Source organism: Alteribacter salitolerans, from assembly GCF_016901055.1.
Classification (GTDB): Bacteria; Bacillota; Bacilli; order Bacillales; family Salisediminibacteriaceae; genus Alteribacter; species Alteribacter keqinensis.
In genome coordinates this window covers 123,553-137,265 of sequence record NZ_JAFEUX010000010.1, presented here as the reverse complement: position 1 = coordinate 137,265, position 13,713 = coordinate 123,553, and the positions used below count along the sequence as shown (strand labels likewise).

At 44.1% G+C, this 13,713-nt stretch carries 18 protein-coding genes; 8 read left to right on the top strand and 10 right to left on the bottom strand.

Annotated elements, in window-relative coordinates; genetic code table 11:
* Positions 1-585: 585 nt before the first annotated feature.
* Positions 586-729 carry a hypothetical protein gene (locus tag JSY36_RS17300; protein WP_205167307.1) on the bottom strand — a complete coding sequence of 48 codons (144 nt, stop codon included), beginning with the start codon at positions 727-729 and terminating at the stop codon, positions 586-588.
* Positions 730-904: 175 nt separating this feature from the next.
* Here JSY36_RS17300 and JSY36_RS17295 point away from each other — a divergent pair, with 175 nt between their 5' ends.
* The gene (locus JSY36_RS17295) at positions 905-1,525 is read left to right on the top strand and encodes a hypothetical protein (protein ID WP_205167306.1); all 621 of its coding nucleotides are present in this window, start codon (positions 905-907) and stop codon (positions 1,523-1,525) included.
* Positions 1,526-2,033: 508 nt separating this feature from the next.
* Here JSY36_RS17295 and JSY36_RS17290 read toward each other — a convergent pair.
* From JSY36_RS17290 to JSY36_RS20545, 5 genes are all read right to left on the bottom strand, one after another.
* A complete protein-coding gene (locus JSY36_RS17290) occupies positions 2,034-2,525 on the bottom strand; it encodes a hypothetical protein (RefSeq protein WP_205167305.1) in 492 nt (163 codons plus the stop codon).
* Positions 2,526-2,622: 97 nt separating this feature from the next.
* Positions 2,623-2,919 (bottom strand): PepSY domain-containing protein, encoded by a 297-nt coding sequence (locus JSY36_RS17285; RefSeq protein ID WP_236785068.1) that lies wholly within the window; start codon positions 2,917-2,919, stop codon positions 2,623-2,625.
* A 485-nt stretch (positions 2,920-3,404) separates the two neighbouring features.
* Positions 3,405-3,995 (bottom strand): class I SAM-dependent methyltransferase, encoded by a 591-nt coding sequence (locus tag JSY36_RS17280; protein WP_236785066.1) that lies wholly within the window; start codon positions 3,993-3,995, stop codon positions 3,405-3,407.
* Positions 3,961-4,662, bottom strand: coding sequence for a YncE family protein (locus tag JSY36_RS17275; RefSeq protein ID WP_236785064.1), 702 nt, complete (start codon positions 4,660-4,662; stop codon positions 3,961-3,963). The genes JSY36_RS17280 and JSY36_RS17275 overlap by 35 nt, the downstream gene beginning before the upstream one ends.
* Positions 4,637-4,846, bottom strand: a complete 210-nt coding sequence (locus JSY36_RS20545) for a YncE family protein (protein WP_236785062.1) — start codon at positions 4,844-4,846, stop codon at positions 4,637-4,639. The genes JSY36_RS17275 and JSY36_RS20545 overlap by 26 nt, the downstream gene beginning before the upstream one ends.
* A gap of 142 nt (positions 4,847-4,988) precedes the next feature.
* Between JSY36_RS20545 and JSY36_RS17270 the strand changes: the two genes are divergently transcribed.
* The 5 genes from JSY36_RS17270 (at position 4,989) to JSY36_RS17250 (ending at position 9,716) form a co-directional block, all read left to right on the top strand.
* Positions 4,989-5,435: a PaaI family thioesterase gene (locus JSY36_RS17270; RefSeq protein ID WP_122896101.1), complete on the top strand. Its 447-nt coding sequence runs from the start codon at positions 4,989-4,991 to the stop codon at positions 5,433-5,435.
* Positions 5,432-6,142: a nucleotidyltransferase domain-containing protein gene (locus tag JSY36_RS17265; protein ID WP_205167304.1), complete on the top strand. Its 711-nt coding sequence runs from the start codon at positions 5,432-5,434 to the stop codon at positions 6,140-6,142. Before JSY36_RS17270 ends, JSY36_RS17265 begins: the two co-directional genes overlap by 4 nt.
* Before the next feature lie 215 nt (positions 6,143-6,357).
* The gene (locus JSY36_RS17260) at positions 6,358-6,531 is read left to right on the top strand and encodes a CsbD family protein (RefSeq protein WP_205167303.1); all 174 of its coding nucleotides are present in this window, start codon (positions 6,358-6,360) and stop codon (positions 6,529-6,531) included.
* Positions 6,532-6,946: 415 nt separating this feature from the next.
* A complete protein-coding gene (paaK, locus tag JSY36_RS17255; protein ID WP_205167302.1) occupies positions 6,947-8,284 on the top strand; it encodes a phenylacetate--CoA ligase PaaK in 1,338 nt (445 codons plus the stop codon).
* Positions 8,285-8,336: 52 nt separating this feature from the next.
* Positions 8,337-9,716: a hypothetical protein gene (locus JSY36_RS17250; RefSeq protein ID WP_205167301.1), complete on the top strand. Its 1,380-nt coding sequence runs from the start codon at positions 8,337-8,339 to the stop codon at positions 9,714-9,716.
* Between the two features lie 132 nt (positions 9,717-9,848).
* On the opposite strand, the gene JSY36_RS17245 is transcribed toward JSY36_RS17250, so the two are convergent.
* From JSY36_RS17245 to JSY36_RS17235, 3 genes are all read right to left on the bottom strand, one after another.
* Positions 9,849-9,989 carry a hypothetical protein gene (locus JSY36_RS17245; protein ID WP_205167300.1) on the bottom strand — a complete coding sequence of 47 codons (141 nt, stop codon included), beginning with the start codon at positions 9,987-9,989 and terminating at the stop codon, positions 9,849-9,851.
* 162 nt (positions 9,990-10,151) lie between these two features.
* Complete coding sequence (locus JSY36_RS17240) at positions 10,152-10,352, bottom strand: hypothetical protein (protein ID WP_205167299.1); 201 nt, start codon at positions 10,350-10,352, stop codon at positions 10,152-10,154.
* A 202-nt stretch (positions 10,353-10,554) separates the two neighbouring features.
* Entirely contained in the window at positions 10,555-10,950 is a 396-nt protein-coding gene (locus JSY36_RS17235; protein ID WP_122896108.1) for a C40 family peptidase, read from the bottom strand.
* Positions 10,951-11,163: 213 nt separating this feature from the next.
* Between JSY36_RS17235 and JSY36_RS17230 the strand changes: the two genes are divergently transcribed.
* On the top strand, positions 11,164-12,231 hold the full coding sequence (locus JSY36_RS17230; RefSeq protein WP_205167298.1) for an undecaprenyldiphospho-muramoylpentapeptide beta-N-acetylglucosaminyltransferase: 1,068 nt from the start codon (positions 11,164-11,166) through the stop codon (positions 12,229-12,231).
* Positions 12,232-12,442: 211 nt separating this feature from the next.
* Here JSY36_RS17230 and JSY36_RS17225 read toward each other — a convergent pair whose 3' ends face one another.
* Entirely contained in the window at positions 12,443-12,880 is a 438-nt protein-coding gene (locus JSY36_RS17225) for an RDD family protein (protein ID WP_205167297.1), read from the bottom strand.
* Between the two features lie 165 nt (positions 12,881-13,045).
* Between JSY36_RS17225 and JSY36_RS17220 the strand changes: the two genes are divergently transcribed.
* Positions 13,046-13,618, top strand: coding sequence for an MEDS domain-containing protein (locus tag JSY36_RS17220; RefSeq protein ID WP_183163657.1), 573 nt, complete (start codon positions 13,046-13,048; stop codon positions 13,616-13,618).
* Positions 13,619-13,713: the final 95 nt, after the last annotated feature.

The following is a 13,713-nucleotide window of genomic DNA, read 5'->3' as shown; positions in this document are numbered from 1 at the left end:
TTTGTAATTTCGATTATGATGCATCAAAAGGTCCTCCTCTTGGTGTATTGGGTTCGCAACCTGCATCATAACGGAGGACCTTTTTTTGTGCAAGAGGCCACTTCACCTACTAACAGGAATGCTCCTGCGGGATGAAAAGAAGGCACTGAAAAAGTACAAAACAACTTTTTCAGTGCCTTTTATTTGAGGTTGCGCGCCTGTTACGAGAAACCCACTCATACCAGGTTTTTAGAAAATGCAACCGTTACGCTCATTGCTTAGAATACACTGGAAAAAGTTAAAGATCGAACTTTTTCAGTACCTTCGATGAAAAGCAAAGGTGAGACCCCGCAGTGACGAGCGTTTACTTCATGAAAGTGCGACGAGTTGCTTCGACGCAGACAGTTGCAAAGGTTAGCTGGCAGAGGAAGAAGAAGAAGGTATGCTGGAGGAGGGTAACCAGCTTCCCGCGGAAAGCGAAGTATATTTCAGGAGCGGTTTATTTGCACCACATTATTTGCTCGGATTCTTGTAAATTAATACACTCTGTCCCAGCTTCTTTTTAATCCTTAAGAAGAGTGGAGGTGTTTGTCTAAAACTATATAATTAATCTTTATCAAGTACTGTATATAATTCTAAAATGTCTTGAAGGATTCGTTTTTTTAACGTGTAGTCATTGCTTTCTTCAAGTTCCATTTTCATTTTTTTAATTTCATACAGAAAAATCTGTTCTTCAACTTCTGAAAGCAAGACTGCACCTCCTTTTCATTCTAAGTACATTTAAATGTACCATAACATTCCTTTCCATAAAAAAACAAACGTTAGCTGCTGACAACCAAGAATTCTTTCTCATAAATGGAGATACGCTTAAAGATGTGATAGTCTGATTGAAGAGTTTACCAGAAAATACAGGAGGTACATAAAGTTGGGAAAGAGGGTTTTTGTTTTAACGATTCTCTCTCTTCACGTTGTTCTGAGCGGTTATGCACATCTGGAGCAGGAAGTCGCTGGTGAGGAACGCGGGGCGATCGAATCAACGCTGCATATTACTGTAGAGGGCGGTCATGCAGCTGCATTAATGGAAGAACTGCCTCATTTGTTCGACAACTATGCAAGTTATGAAGTGGGAATAACAGAAGAAAAAGGTTTTACTACTGTAAGCCTAAATAATGGATTATATGAGAACGATATGACAGCTGCTCTTTCACACTATGAAACTGAGGTCGCAGGCTACAGCAGCAGTAAGAAAAATCTACCGTTTTATTATGTGGAAAGCGTAGAAACAAATCTGATACTCTCTGAAGATATTGCTGTATTTTTAGAAGAAGAGGGTCTTGTAGTAGAATCCTCCATTATTGTAAGTTATCCGGGAATGAAATCTGATGCTCATGCAGAAGGGGATAATCATATTTGGAAGTCCGACACCAACAACTTTCAACTGGAATTTACGATTGAAGATAATAATCTGCATCTTCCGGTTGTAGGAATTATCTCTATTCTTGCTGGAGCGGTAGGTATTTTAAAAAAAAAAGAAACGGTCTCATGATTGATTGTCATGGGACTGCTTCTTTTTAAAGTGGCTTTGTTAAAGGTCAGCGGTGCTTTTTTTGTAGTTGATTGCAGCAAATGTAGGACACAGCTGCTGTAGCAATGTGCGTTGACATTCGGGATAAGCTTTAGTTACTTGCATGCAGAAACTACGAAGCATAACTGGCAGAGGAAGAAGCAGGGGGGTACTCCATATGCAAGGAAGCGCCCGTACAAAGAGCAAAAATTAACATCAGAGTGCAGGAGGAACTCACAAACAACGCTTTTTCGTAAACAATATTGATTGTAATAGTGTGATGGTTATTTTTGATTTATAGAAGTGTTGATCGGAGCGAATGCGCGACACTCCTGCGGGAAAAGCGAGTTCCGGGGAGACCCCGCAGGTGCACAGCGCTGAGGAGGCTCCCGAACCGCCCGCGGATAGGGGGCGCAATGAGCGTAGGTCAACATCTGAGTTTAACAGTAGAAAACAAAAGAAAAAAGCAGTCACAACGGACTGCTTCTTTTTAAAAGGGAATCTGCTCATCGATATCATCCATTAATAACTTTGTCTCTGCAAGAGCTTCCATGGCAGCGCCAAAGGATTCGAACCAGGCTCCGATGATACCGAGCTTTCTTCCCTGGATCTGCTGCCTTTCATCAGGTGACACTTCAAGACTGAAACCAAAAGCTGAGAGTGCTGTTCCTATCGTCTGCAGCCAGACGCCGGTAACAGCCTGCCGCTCCAATGCCAGTCCTTTGTCATCTGTTTCGCCTTCTTCCTGAAGAGCCTGCAGTTCTTCAGTCACTCCAATTGCCTCAAATGCCGATCCGGCAAACTGAATCCATACACCTGCCAGGACTTTGCTTTCCCCTGAGGAAAGGACAGGGCAGGTTTTTTTTTCTGCATGATTCAGCTGTGTCTGTAATTCTCTTAAACTATTTTGATTTATTTTGCCGTTCTCATCAAGAACGGGCTGGCTGAACTGCCGTTTCTTACCGTACTTTTTCCGCCCCATCTTTTTTCCTCCACCTGCTGAATATCGCTACATTCAACGTATTCCCGGACTCAGGACACGGTGAAAAAAATCAAGAAAATGGGGCCAATGGATTTTGTTAGTCCAGCTCGGCCTTTAGAATATTCCCGGTATTTGCATCAACATCAACCTCATATTTCATTCCCTGAGGGGTCACAATTTCTATTTCCCAGACCAGAATACCGTTTTCCGTATCCAGGTCAACATCCACTACAGTGCCCGGAACTTGTGAAATGGCTATTTCAATCGCATCTTCTGCAGACAGCTGTCTGGGGAACATCTGCCGGTGCTGGTTATAGACCGATCGTTGGAAAGGAGTCAGGAAGTTTTCAGAACGATACGGATTGAGGTTGTCGTAATGGTGAAAGTAGTTCATTCAATCACTCTTTTCAAATGGATTCCCCCCATCATATTCACAAGCTGATTCATGGTAATGGAACTATTTCAATTTAGGCGGTGGAGGGGTTAACAAATGCAGGGGGAAAAGAAAAGAGACTGGGACATAAAAAAGATTTTAGCCGAGAATACGAACAATGCGCGAACATAGCGGATGATATATACGCAGCATTCCTGTTAGTAGGTGAAGTGGCCTCTTGCACAAAAAAAGGTCCTCCGTTGTGATGCAGGTTGCGAACCCAATACACCAAGAGGAGGACCTTTTGATGAATCATAATCGAAATCACAAAATAAATCAAGTGACAGAGTCAACTCTCATTATCGGAGTTGATATCGCTAAAAAAACTCATTACGCTTGCCCGATTGATTATCGCGGGCGTGAACTTCAGAAAGCTTTTAGGGTCCAGCAAACCAAGCATGGGTTTGAAACGTTTTATTCAGCTATAAGAGCACTTATGGCGGAATTCAATAAGACAAACATCCCCCTTGCTGAAAGTAGAAATCCACGGTTGAAAAAGGAAGATCCGGATTTGTAAACAATGCTTCAAACTCATCTTCGGTAAGTTGATGGTAATGGAAAGGTGAACCACACGGGATTCCGCGTCCCTCACCGAAGGATGTTGAAATGAGAAGTGTACCTCCGGGGTTCAGCAGGTTAATCAGACTCTTTAAAAATTGCCGGTCATTAGGTACATGTTCAATTGTTTCAAAAGAGATAATCGTATCAAACGTGCCGATTTCATCACGGAGGGAAGGATCGAGAGCATTTCCCGCTGTAAATGAGAGTAATGGATGAAAGTAGGTTTTTCTTGCATATTCAATGGTATCTACGTTTATGTCCACACCTGTTATAGAGGTAATACTTTTCTTTCTCCCTTTCGCAATCATTTTAGTGCCGTAGCCGGTTCCGCAGGCAATATCGAGAACACGGCCTGAGGCATACGGAAAGGCAAAGTAATATCGTGCGAGGTGTTCCAGCAGCAACATATTATCCGGTTTCATCCGATCGGGGATCACTCGCCTAAGCAATCCCGTCCGGGTGAATTCCAACGTCAATACGACTTTCCTCTTTTAACGTATCAACGTTAATGGCGGAAATATCATTGGTTTTATTGTTTGCAACAAAAGCTCGGGACCCGCTTTCGTTAAACACAATGCCCCCAGCCCAGACCCCGACCGGAAGGCGTTTAATTTCCCATGGACGAACCTGTCCGTTAATTTGCTGAGCCGTTTGAATAATAGATATGTCATTGGATTCCCGGTTGGCAATAAATGCGTATTTCCCATCAGGTGAAAAGACGAGGCGGACAGGGACCTGGCCCACACGCCGCCTGTGTAAAACGTTGAATGTCGATGTATCGATCACATACAACGTATTCTCTTCCTGGTTTGCCCCATAAAGATGCTCGCCGTCCGGATGAACTGCTACACCTTCCGGACCCTGGCCTACAGGGATGTGATTCGTTACTTTTTCTGTTTCTGTATCGATCAGAGTAATGTTCTGACTTCCAATGTTTGGCACGTAGACGGTCTTATCGTCAGGAGAAAACGAAATCATATGAGAAAGTTTCTGGAAAGTAGGGATCACGTTTTCGATTTCATCAGTGCCTGTATTAATGATAAAGACTTTTTCACTGTATGTAGAAGCGAGGTAAAGCTTTTTGCCATCAGGAGTCAGTCCCACCCCGTGTGGAAAATTAAAGAACAATCTCAAACGTTTCATTATCCATGACATCAACCTTGTTACCCAGGGAACAGGCCACATATGTTTTTTTCCCGTCGGGCGTAATCACAACTTCGTGGGGATTGTAGCTTGTTTCTACCGTTTTCTCTACTTGAGATGTTTCCAGGTCCACCACGGAAAGGGTGTCTTCGTCTTTGTTTAATACAATGAGTTTTTCTTTCATTAAGATAACCTCCAATTAATCTTTGAGAATTCTATGAATATTTTAACACATAAGTATTTAGAGTATAGAAACATATCTTTATAATGGTAAAATACAAGTACTGTTGTTTCATTATTCAGATAATAATAGCGGAGGGATTCATATGAGTGAATTAACGGACCGTGAACGTCACCACCAGTTTAAAGAGGATATCGTCCGTGCTTTGAAAAAAGATACCTATGCGGAGCATTTGGGAATCGAGCTTACTGATATTGGTGAAGGAGAGGCAGCTGCTGAACTTCTGGTTAAAGAACATATGCTCAATGCCCACGGTACGCTTCACGGAGCGGTCACCTTTGCCATTGCTGATTTTGTGTTCGCTGCTGCCTGCAATTCACACGGCAGGACGGCTGTCGCATTAACCAATACCATCAGCTATATGGCAGCGGGAAAAAACGGTGCACGACTGAAGGCTTCGGCTAAAGAGATCAAGAAAAATTATCGCACAGCGTGGTACAAAATAGACATTTTAAGCGATGATGAGTTAATTGCCGCAATGGAAGCAACCGCCTACCGGAAAAATCATTATTTTGTTGGTGAAAAGGAATGAAAAGAAGAGACCCGTTTAAGACGGCGCAGTCATTCATCAAAGAGAATTATCCTGAATGTGAGGGAGCGCTTTTGGCCGGCAGTACAGTGAGAGGGCAAACCACTTCAACTTCCGATCTGGACATCGTCGTCTTTAGCGGAAAGGTCGCATATGCCTTTAGAAAATCACTTACATACAATGGCTGGCCTGTTGAAGTTTTTGTCTATAACCTCAATTCGTACCGCGACTTCTTTAAGAGTGATGCAGACAGAGGCCGGCCTTGTCTGCAGCGAATGTTCAAAGAAGGAAAAGTTCTCGCAGACAGTGGATTGATTACAGGGATAAAAAAAGAAGCGGAAGAGAGCCTCAATGCCGGCCCTGCAGAATGGGACGAGCCAATGCTAAGGATGAAGCAGTATTTCTTAACAGACCTGCTCGATGATTTTACCGGGTCTGACGATCGTGGAGAGGGAATCTTTATTGCAGGAAGTTTGGGAGAAGCTGTCCACGAATTTCTGCTGCGCACAAACGGGCAGTGGATCGGGGCATCCAAATGGATTGTCCGTTCATTAAACGAATACGATGAATCAATGGCTAAGCGTTTTATAAACGCGTTTGATACCTACTACCGGACAGGTGAAAAAGGGGAGGTCATCTCTTTAGTAGAGGATGTGCTCGAGCCATTCGGCGGGAGACTTTTTGAAGGGTATTCAATAGGGAAAGAATAGGAGATTTATAGAAGGTGTTGATTGGAACGAATGAGCGACACTCCAGTCTTGAGTTTTATGAATAATTCCGGGACAGCAAGTTTTTAAAAATCAAGCCTGGCCCTGAGGAAGAAGATGAGAGAAAAGACCGGTTTAAGAAAAAATGAGTCGAATGGAACGTTTTACGTCCTCCTTGACCGGTAATAGACACCTAACACATAAAGGAGGAATCGAACATGGCCAATAACGACAGTACATCTGATAAAGTAAAAGGGAACGTAAACAAGACGAAAGGTGAAGTGAAGGACCAGACAGGAAACATCACGAACAATAAGGATCTTCAGCGCGAGGGCAAGAAGGACAAGGCAAAAGGCAAGGTTCAGGAAGAAGTTGGAAAGTGGAAAGATTAAGTCAGGAAAACCGGCCGGAGACGGCCGGTTTTTTTGTGGAAAAGCCTGCAGTTGCTTCGTTTTTGGAAGTTTGTTATTCGGCTCCCAATGTTAAGGATTGCACCTTTATTATTAAGAATTCCTCCCTGAATGTTGGCAATTGGATATCTTCTTTTATTAAATTGGATCCTCCAGTTATCTCCCGATTCATCAGCAATGCTTCATCCCCCTCAATCCATTCCCTATCATATAACCTGGAATTAATGTGACGTAAAAAATACGCCACCTGTAAATAACATCTAAATTTATCAGTTAATTTAGAAAATAACAATAATAATCCTTTGTTCGTATTGACAGCGCTTTCATATACCGTTACTTTTAATATAACGAGAAAGTTACTTGGCGTTATTTTTTTATAACAGGGAGGAAAGAGTGCATGTCATTTTATGTTCGGGAAGAAACACTGGGAAAAGAAGAAATGGAATCCATTCAGTTTGCCCGTCTCAAAACCACTGTAGACAAAGTCTGTGAAAACGTCCCGTTTTACAAAGAGAAGTTCCAGAAAGCAGGTGTGAAACCGGAGGACCTCACCAGCCTTGATGACCTCAAAAAGCTTCCTTTTACAAAAAAGACAGATCTTCGTGATCACTATCCATTTGGCCTTGTAGCTGTACCTATGGATGAGGTAGTCCGTATACACGGATCTTCAGGAACGAGTGGGAAGCCGACTGTTGTAGCGTATACGAAGAATGACATCAATCATTGGTCGGACATTGTGGCCAGGTCGATTTATCTTGCCGGCGGAAGAAAAGGAGATCTTCTTCATAATGCCTATGGATACGGTCTTTTTACCGGAGGGCTCGGCCTTCATCATGGCTCCGAACGGCTTGGATGCGCCACTGTCCCTGTATCCGGAGGGAATACTGAACGGCAGATAACCCTGATCGAAGATTTTAAACCGAGGGTTATCTGTTCCACACCTTCGTATCTCCTGAACATTGGAGAAACGATGATTGCCAAAGGCCTCGAGCCGAAGAAAACAAGCTTGAAGTTTGCCATCCTCGGTGCTGAGCCATGGTCGGAAGAAATGAGAAATACTATCGAAGACATGTTTGACCTGAAAGCGATGGACATCTACGGTCTCAGTGAAGTGATGGGTCCGGGGATTGCCATGGAATGTGTGGACTGCCAGGATGGACTTCATATTGCAGACGATCACTTTATTGCAGAAGTCATTGACCCGAATACGCTGGAGCCTGTACCGGAGGGGGAGGACGGTGAGCTGGTCTTTACGAGTCTCACAAAAGAAGCGCTGCCGGTTATTCGTTACCGTACCGGGGATATTGCTTCCATTACCCGTGAGACATGTGCATGCGGCAGAACCTCAACAAGAATGAGCCGGGTTAAAGGGAGAATCGATGATATGTTTATTATCCGCGGGGTGAACGTGTTTCCTTCTGAAGTGGAGCGAAACATACTGCAAATGGACGAGCTCGTCTGCCACTATCAGATCCACCTTAAGAAAAAAGGTTCCATGGACCATGCGGAACTTCACGTGGAAGTGTGCGAACCGTTTTTTGACAAACTGCCTGATGGGGACTTGAACCAGGGAGAAGGTCCGGAGCTTGTGAATAAAATCAAACACACACTGAAAACACAGGCACTCGTTTCGATGGATGTGTACTTAAAGCCGCCTCATTCCATTCCGAGGTCTGAAGGAAAAGCGAAACGGGTTGTTGATCATAGAGCAAAAACCGCACTTGCAGCAAAATAATCTGCCTTAATTTATCAGAAAGTTCTAACGACTATTTCGGGGAGGATAAAGAATGAAAATTGAAAGGAAGTATGGGGAGATACAGCCGGGGATTAAGTGGGGGCCGTTTACAATGCGGCTCCCGGGTGTGCACCTGAAGTTAACACCCAGTCAGCACATTCAAGGGGGTCTGCTTCTTTTAGCCACCTGTGGTTCAATCACGCCTTTAATGATGACGTATTTTGAAGTGTCGTTTGAAGTTGCCTGGACAGTCAGTCTCGTCATGCTCTTCTGGGTACTGGCCCAAACGGTTCTGTTCGGGGACATTTACGCTGCCGGGGCGATAACGCCGGCGTTACCGTTAACCCTCGTTTACATGAATACACTCGCTCCGGGAATTGATGCGGTACAAGGAATGATTGCCCTTTTCCTTGTGGTGATCGCCCTGTTTTTATTCTTTGGTTTAACAAAGCTCGGGGAGCGTTTTAACAACATGGTACCAGTCGCCTTAAAGGCAGGTATTATTATGGGTGCTGCTATTGCCGCGTTCCAGTCGGAAATTAACCGCCTGCCGAGTATGCCGTATTCTCTCATCACATCCTGGGTTATCGTCCTGGTGCTTTTATTTTCGATTCCATTTTCAAAGCTTCCTGATACAAGGTCAAAGATTATGATGGGATCAAATGCCCTTCTCCTATCCCTTTTAGTAGCGGGGGGCGTCGGTTTTTTCACAGGAGAAATGACGTTTCAAATGGAGTGGGGATTCTTCGTTCCGCCCATTGCTGAAACAATGAGCACACTCTCGATCTGGGCTGTCGGCATACCTTCATGGGAAGTGTTCCTCGCAGTATTTCCCATCGCCCTGGTCGTTTATGTTCTTGCTTTTGGTGACCTGGTGATTGCTCATACTCTCTTAAAAGGTGCAGATAAAGCGAGACAGGATGAGAAGATTGACATCAACCCGACACGAAGTCACTTTGTTCTGGCTGCCAGAAACGCAGCCCAGCTGATGACAGCCGGTCCTTTGCTGTGGATTCACGGCCCGATCTGGACAGGGGTTCAGGTATTCCTCATTGAGCGGTATAAAAAAGGCCGTAACGTTATGGAATCCATTTATGATGGTCCGATGAACTTTTACATCATGGCTATCCCCCTCGGTCTGTTGCTGCCGGTCATTGCGATCATCATGCCAATCTTCCCGGTCGCCCTCAGCGTATCTCTATTGTTAACGGGATTTGCCTGTGCCTACGTGGCGATGTCACTCGTAAAGAGCAACATCTCAAGAGGAGTAGTCCTTGCGATCGGTATGCTCACGGCTACATACGGACCGGTGTGGGGTATCGGGGTCGGAATCGCCCTCTATATTCTATTAATCGGACGTCACGGTGAAAAAGTTGAAGAATCCCTTGGTGTGGAAACAGAAGAGGAGAAAAAAGAGGAAGCAGCGTCATAAATCAGGAGTAGTTTCAGTTCAAAACTAACAGGGTGACTCCTTCATGGAAATGGAGGAGTCGCCCTGTTTATATTAACTTTGAATAGAGAACTATGGTTTCGACAAAGTTCGGATGGTGACAGTGCACCGGGATCATCTTGGTGCATGGTTGTTTCGTTTCTTGCGGTTGTTAAGCATATTTACGCCCATGACGACAGCGATCATTTCTTCATCGCTGATGTTCTCTGAAAGGTTCTTAAGTTCGTAGGATGAGGATTCGAAAAAGCCGCTCACCTTCTGGAATTCCCCGGCAGCATTTTCGTTGGCGTCAATGATTACATACTCCTTGCTGAATGCTTCACCATTAATTGTATATGTGCCGCGGCTGTCGGTTACGTACTCGTATTTTTTTGAAAAAAACGTAATGTTCTGCCTGAGTATACCCAGCTGCTTCCCTTAGTAATCCGTGATGATCCATCTGTTGGAGAAGAAGGGGAATGCTCCTTTCACGAGAAGTTCATCGTCCTTGTTAAGGATATCCACGTTGGAATTAAACGCACTTTTTAAATCGAGGGAGCCGATTTCTTTTTTATCTCCGTTGTAGATGGTCGTTCTTCCTGCAGAGAAAAAGTTGTCGGAAAAATGCATAGTCGTCATAGAGATCATCTCCGTTCATTAGTCGGTGGTAGTGTATACGGGTGAGGGAGGGGGAGGGTTTCATGGCTGATGATGAACAAATCGATGAACAAATGGGAGAACTCGCTTAACAAATCGGGCAAATTGATGAACAAACCGTGGAACTCGATGAACAACTATACAAAGGTGATTAACAAACTTCAACGATCAACGAGGGCCTCTGCTAGTCTATGATCCGCCGGGCTCCCTGGTATTTTTTCTCCCACTTCGAATCAAGCTTTGAAACAGAGACGCGACGGACAGGACGGAATGTATGAAGCATTTTGCCATTTCCCAGATAAATGGCCACGTGTCCGATTTTTTGCAGGCCGGTAAGGCGTTTTCGCTTTTTCGTCGTGAAAAATAACAGGTCGCCTCGCCTGATGTCATCTTGTCTTACACGGGTTCCGAAAAGATACTGCTGTCTTGAACACCTGGGCAGGCTGATACCGTGTACAAAAAAGATGTATTGAATAAAAGAGCTGCAGTCAAACGTCTCAGTCTGAAATGGCCGGGCGTTGAACAGGTACGGTTTGTCCATATGTTTAAACCCTGTAGCGATGATGTTGTTTATCAGCATGATGTTTACCTCCTGTTAGTCAACCTCTAGTATTCTATTAAAGATTGAAAGAGATTGTCTGGACAAGATGAGCAGGGTGATCGTACATATATCACATACTGTATTGAGATACGAGAATAAAACAACTTCAAAAACAATCTAAAGTCATCATTCCAAAACCTGTGTCCAATCCGCTATAATGGAGAAACAAATAGCAGTTAATCAGGAGGATTTATGACGAAAAAAACGATTGTATTTACAGGTGGCGGTTCAGCCGGTCACGTGACACCGAACATTGCCATTATTAATGAACTTGACCAGTCAAAGTGGGACATCAAATACATCGGTTCGAAAAAAGGAATTGAAAAAGAGCTTATTGAAAAGAGGAACATTCCTTACTACAGCATTCGAAGCGGGAAGCTGCGCCGTTACATCGATAAAGAAAACATTATTGATATGTTTCGTGTCATAAAGGGGTGCCAGGAAGCGCGCTCTGTTCTAAAAAAACTCAAACCTTCTCTCGTGTTCTCAAAAGGGGGATTCGTCTCTGTTCCGGTCATTATTGCTGCACGATCTCTGGGGATTCCGATTTTTATCCACGAGAGTGACATGACACCGGGGCTTGCGAATAAAATATCCCAGCGTTTTTCAACGCGGATCTTTACTTCTTTTGAAGAAACAAGAAACTACTTTCCTTCAGCGAAAACAACCGTTATCGGATCGCCAATCAGGAAGGAGATCCTTTCAGGTTCTGCTGAAAAAGGAAGAGCGATGCTTGACTTCACGCGCAAGCTTCCTGTTCTCACGATTATGGGAGGCAGTCTCGGGGCGAAGAAAATTAATGATTCGGTCAGAGGATCCTTAAACGAGCTTACAAAGGAATATCAGATTGTTCACCTGTGCGGAAAAGGGAACCTCGATGAGAACCTGACAGGAGTGAATGGATATAAGCAGTTTGAATATGTGAATGAAGAGCTCGCTGACATTCTGGCTGCTACAGATATGGTGATCACCCGTGGGGGATCAAACGCCATATTCGAGTTTCTTGCTCTTCACATCCCGATGATCATCATCCCTCTGACAAAAAAGCAGAGCCGGGGTGACCAGATTCTCAATGCCCGGTCCTTTGAGGAAAAAGGCTTTGCCTTGAAGCTTGAAGAAGAGGACCTTACAGAGGTGTCCTTAAAAAAAGCGCTCGATACACTTAAGAAAAGACGTAACGACTACGTTGAGATGATGAAGTCATCGAAAGAAAGCAGTGCGCTTGATATTCTGGTTAAAGAGATTAACGAATATCAATAACAAAAAAAAAGACGGAACCGTCATTGTAAGATGGGTTCCGTCTTTTAGCAGTTTATAAATTCTTAGTTTTAAGTATAACTTTTTCGTAAAACTTTTCCACGTCCAGGTACAGCGCCTGCGAGCTCGAGGTCATTTTATTCCATCAGCTGAAGCCAAAAAGCGGCTTGAATTTGATAGCCTGAAAAATACTTTACGCTCGTAATCAAGGCGCTTACGCTTTTGTTTTTGCCGGTACTTTTTCCACGTAGGTACCGGCGATCAGGTCATGGAGGCTGCGGTGGTCCTTTCTCACGATCACCAGGATGAGGCTGATAAAGGTGGTGAGTCCAAAGGTGAACATGGCGAGGAGAAAGTAGCCGATAACCTGCCGCATGAGCATGGTCCAAATGGTGAGAGGTTTCCCGTCTATACGTGCGATCCGGATTCGGAACAGCCGCTTTCCGACAACGTACCCTTTCCAGAGGAGAGGGGTCACGGTCAGGTAAACGACGTATGCGTAATCCCACCCGGACCGTTCAATAAAGGTAAACCAGTTTTCCCCCATGACGAGGGATACGATCAGGGTGGCGGGAAGGAGGATAAGAAAGCTGTCCGCCAGAAGTGCGCCTAGTCTGGGTAAAAATCCTGCTGCGTTGTCTTTGGGTGTCATATACGTTCCTCCATAAATGTCTTAATGATAGTGTAGTACAAATATTCACGGGATGCGATACATACATTTTTACACAGGAGGTGTGTTTATGTTTCCTTCCAGAACTGTTACACTGGATGGGAACGGATGTTTCGCTCATTTTGTATTACGAGGAGTTTTTCATATATGCATAAATTCATTTCCGCTTCAGTGAAAAGGATGAGAGAGGGAGACGGAGGTCACATCTTTTACAAGTTTAACGACAGTGAAGCATACTTGAACAACGCTGTCACGTTTATCTTGGAAGGAGTCAATGCGGGTGATGATGTCGCTGTGATTGAAAGCGAAAGGATCATGCCCGCGCTCCAGTCTAAGTTAAATGAAGTGTTGACTGAAAAACAGCAAAAGAAGATTCACTATATGAATAACTTTCAGTTTTATCTATTTAACGGTAATTTTCATATCCATAAAGTTCAGAATTATTTCTCCAGGCTGATTGAGCCCTATGAAGGTGAAATCCCAGGTATTCGTACGTGGGCTCATGTGGAGTGGGGGGAAGACAGTGAGTTGCAGGATGAGGTTGCTAAATTTGAAGAAATTGCTGATGAGATGGTCAGTGAGAATAAATTAATTTCTGTCTGTGCCTACAGTGCCGACCGCATATGCGAGAAAATAGAAGACCGCCTCCAGCGGTGTCATCCGTTTTTGATGACCGATAACAATCTTGTCCCTTGTGAAAGATACAAAAAATTAAGTTAAGAAAAGACCAGTCTGCAGGCTGGTCTTTTTTTGTGCGGCGTGAGGGCGTGTGGTCCTGCTCAAGAGATGGTACTAAAGAAGAGTTTCCATTTATT

Excerpts from the sequence above, each read along its gene's own strand:
- JSY36_RS17290 (WP_205167305.1), bottom strand. The coding sequence starts at position 2,525 with ATGGGGCGGAAAAAGTACGGTAAGAAACGGCAGTTCAGCCAGCCCGTT.
- JSY36_RS17285 (WP_236785068.1), bottom strand. The coding sequence starts at position 2,919 with ATGAACTACTTTCACCATTACGACAACCTCAATCCGTATCGTTCTGAA.
- JSY36_RS17275 (WP_236785064.1), bottom strand. The coding sequence starts at position 4,662 with ATGAAACGTTTGAGATTGTTCTTTAATTTTCCACACGGGGTGGGACTG.
- JSY36_RS20545 (WP_236785062.1), bottom strand. The coding sequence starts at position 4,846 with ATGAAAGAAAAACTCATTGTATTAAACAAAGACGAAGACACCCTTTCC.
- JSY36_RS17270 (WP_122896101.1), top strand. The coding sequence starts at position 4,989 with ATGAGTGAATTAACGGACCGTGAACGTCACCACCAGTTTAAAGAGGAT.
- JSY36_RS17265 (WP_205167304.1), top strand. The coding sequence starts at position 5,432 with ATGAAAAGAAGAGACCCGTTTAAGACGGCGCAGTCATTCATCAAAGAG.
- JSY36_RS17260 (WP_205167303.1), top strand. The coding sequence starts at position 6,358 with ATGGCCAATAACGACAGTACATCTGATAAAGTAAAAGGGAACGTAAAC.
- paaK (WP_205167302.1), top strand. The coding sequence starts at position 6,947 with ATGTCATTTTATGTTCGGGAAGAAACACTGGGAAAAGAAGAAATGGAA.
- JSY36_RS17250 (WP_205167301.1), top strand. The coding sequence starts at position 8,337 with ATGAAAATTGAAAGGAAGTATGGGGAGATACAGCCGGGGATTAAGTGG.
- JSY36_RS17240 (WP_205167299.1), bottom strand. The coding sequence starts at position 10,352 with ATGACGACTATGCATTTTTCCGACAACTTTTTCTCTGCAGGAAGAACG.
- JSY36_RS17235 (WP_122896108.1), bottom strand. The coding sequence starts at position 10,950 with ATGCTGATAAACAACATCATCGCTACAGGGTTTAAACATATGGACAAA.
- JSY36_RS17230 (WP_205167298.1), top strand. The coding sequence starts at position 11,164 with ATGACGAAAAAAACGATTGTATTTACAGGTGGCGGTTCAGCCGGTCAC.
- JSY36_RS17225 (WP_205167297.1), bottom strand. The coding sequence starts at position 12,880 with ATGACACCCAAAGACAACGCAGCAGGATTTTTACCCAGACTAGGCGCA.
- JSY36_RS17220 (WP_183163657.1), top strand. The coding sequence starts at position 13,046 with ATGCATAAATTCATTTCCGCTTCAGTGAAAAGGATGAGAGAGGGAGAC.